Source organism: Roseateles oligotrophus (genome assembly GCF_014204525.1).
GTDB lineage: Bacteria > Pseudomonadota > Gammaproteobacteria > Burkholderiales > Burkholderiaceae_C > Paucibacter_A > Paucibacter_A oligotrophus_A.
Genome location: NZ_JACHLP010000023.1, coordinates 1 through 2,888, shown reverse-complemented (window position 1 = coordinate 2,888; position 2,888 = coordinate 1). Strand labels below are relative to the sequence as shown.

General features: G+C 65.3%; 1 protein-coding gene. It reads left to right on the top strand.

The genetic code is table 11. From position 1 onward, the window contains the following. Positions 1 to 2,888, top strand: a 2,888-nt coding sequence (locus HNP55_RS23905; protein ID WP_184304913.1) for a non-ribosomal peptide synthetase, incomplete at both ends; no start/stop codon positions are given.

Genomic DNA, 2,888 nt, shown 5'->3' with positions numbered 1-2,888 from the left:
GTGCTGGATCTCGGTGGTGAGCCAGAGCACGACCCCGATGTGGCGTTGCATGGGGAGAGCCTGGCGTACGTGATCTACACCTCGGGCTCCACCGGAAGGCCCAAAGGGGCGGCCAATCGCCACTGCGCGCTCTACAACCGGCTGGCGTGGATGCAGGAGGCTTACCAGCTCGATGGGTCGGACACGGTGCTGCAGAAGACCCCGTTCAGCTTCGACGTGTCAGTGTGGGAGTTCTTCTGGCCGCTGATGGTGGGCGCACGCTTGGCAGTGGCGGGGCCGGGTGATCACCGAGACCCGGCGCGGTTGGTCGAACTGATTCGTGGTCATCGGGTTACAACCCTGCACTTCGTTCCTTCGATGTTGCAAGCCTTCCTGGCGCACGATGGCATCGAGGCATGCATCAACGTGCGGCGCATCGTCTGCAGCGGCGAAGCGCTGTCGGCCGAAGCACAAAGAGGAGTGTTCGAACGTCTGCCGCAGGCGGTGCTGTACAACCTGTATGGCCCGACCGAAGCGGCCATCGACGTGACGCATTGGACTTGCCGCAACGATGATCGCAGTCAGGTGCCGATCGGCCAGCCGATCAGCGGCATCAAGACGCTTGTGCTGGATGAAGGATTGAACTCGGTGCCACTGGGCGTGGCCGGGGAGTTGTATCTGGGCGGTGTCGGGCTGGCGCGAGGCTACCTGGGCCGGTCGGGCTTGAGTGCGGAGCGGTTCGTGGCTGATCCGTTCGACGAGGCGGGCGGCCGGTTGTACCGCACGGGGGACCTGGTGCGGTGGAACGCTGAGGGTCAGCTGGAGTATCTGGGGCGGTTGGACCACCAGGTGAAGATCCGTGGCCTGCGCATCGAGCTGGGCGAGATCGAGGCGCAATTGCTGGCGCAACCCGAGGTGCGCGAAGCGGTGGTGGTGGCCAGGGACGGGCCGGGCGGAGCGCGGCTGGTGGGCTACGTCTCGACGGTGGCGGGGCAGGCGATCGAGGCAGGCGAACTGCGTGAGCGGCTGGGCCGGCAGTTGCCAGACTACATGGTGCCCAGTGCGGTGGTGGTGCTGGATGCGCTGCCGCTCAATGCCAATGGCAAGGTGGACAGGAAGGCGCTGCCGGAGCCTGGGCTGGAGGGCACCCGCGAGTACGAGGCGCCGCAGGGCGAGGTGGAAAAGGCGCTGGCCAAGATCTGGGCCGAAGTGCTGGGCGTGGAGCGCGTGGGCCGCCACGACAACTTCTTCGAACTCGGCGGGCACTCGCTGTTGGCGTTGAGTCTGCTCGAACGCATGCGCGTGCAAGGCATGACCACCCAGGTTCGTACCCTGTTCCAACAGCCCGAACTGGCGGCCTTCGCCAAGGAGATATTGCAAGCGTCGGGGCGCAGTGAAGTGATCGTGCCGCCCAACTTGATCCCGGCTGGTTGCCGGGCGATTCAACCAGAGATGCTGACGCTGCTCGAATTCGGGGCCGACGAGATTGCTCGTATCGAAGCGGCGGTGCCGGGTGGGGCGACCAACATTCAGGACATCTACCCGCTGGCGCCGCTGCAGGAAGGCATCCTGTTCCACCACATGCTGCAAACGGAGGGCGATGCCTACGTTACCCCTTGTCTGCTGAGCTTCGATAGCCGGGAGCGGTTGGAGCACTTCATCTCCAGTCTCAACCGGGTGATAGAGCGCCACGACATTCTGCGCACGGCGGTGCTGTGGGAGGGGCTCGGGGAGCCGGTGCAGGTCGTCCATCGACAGGCACGGCTTGAGATCGAGTGGCTGGAGGGCGAAGTCGCGGGCAGCGTAGCCGATCGGCTCAATGCCCACGTCGATCCGAGGCATCACCGCATCGACGTGCGCCGTGCGCCGATGATGCGGGCGGTGGCGGCGCGCGACGCTGGGCGGTGGTTGCTGCAATTGCCCAGCCATCACTTGGTGCTGGATCACACGACGCTGGAACAGTTGGTGGGCGAGATTGCGCTGATCCAGCAAGGCAAGGAGGTCCAATTGCCCGAGCCGGTGCCGTTCCGGCGCTTCGTGGCGCAGGCGCGGTTGGGTGTGAGCCGGACGGAGCACGAGGCCTTCTTCGGCAAGATGCTGGGCGATGTGGAAGAGCCCACTGCGCCGTTCGGACTGCTAGACGTGCAGGGCGATGGCAGTGATGTCGAGGAAGCGCGACTGCCACTGGAGGCAGAACTGGCCAGGCAGATACGAGCGCAGGCGCAACGCCACGGGGTGAGCGCAGCCAGCTTGTTCCATCTGGCCTGGGCGCTGGTGCTGGGTAAGACGACGGGCAAGGATGACGTGGTGTTCGGCACGGTGCTGTTCGGACGCATGCAAGGAGGCGAGGGCGCGGAGCGGGCGCTGGGCATGTTCATCAATACGCTGCCCATCCGCATCCGGTTGGGATCGCAGAGCATTGAGCAGTGCTTGCGCAAGACCCACGAAGTGCTAACGGAACTGCTGCACCACGAACACGCCAGTCTGTCACTGGCACAGCGATGCAGTGGACTGCCTGGAGGCACATCACTGTTCTCGGCGCTGCTGAACTATCGCTACAGCGTGCAGCAGGACGAGGGCGAGACAGCCAGCGCTTGGGAAGGCATGGATGTGCTCGGCGGCGAGGAACGAACCAACTACCCGGTGGGCATGTCGGTGGATGACCTGGGGCAGGGCTTCCGACTGGTGGGGCAGGTCCAAAAGACAGTCGGTGCGCCGCGGCTGTGTGAGTACCTGCGGGCGGCCGTTGCCGGTCTTGTGGAGGCGCTGGCAGACCATCCCGCACAGGCGGTGGGCGAGATAGTGCTGCTCACCGATGCCGAGCGTCGGCAGTTGGCCGCTTGGGGTGTGAACGAGCGGCGGTACCCGGATGTGGAGCCGGTGCACCGGCTGATCGAGCGGCGGGTGCA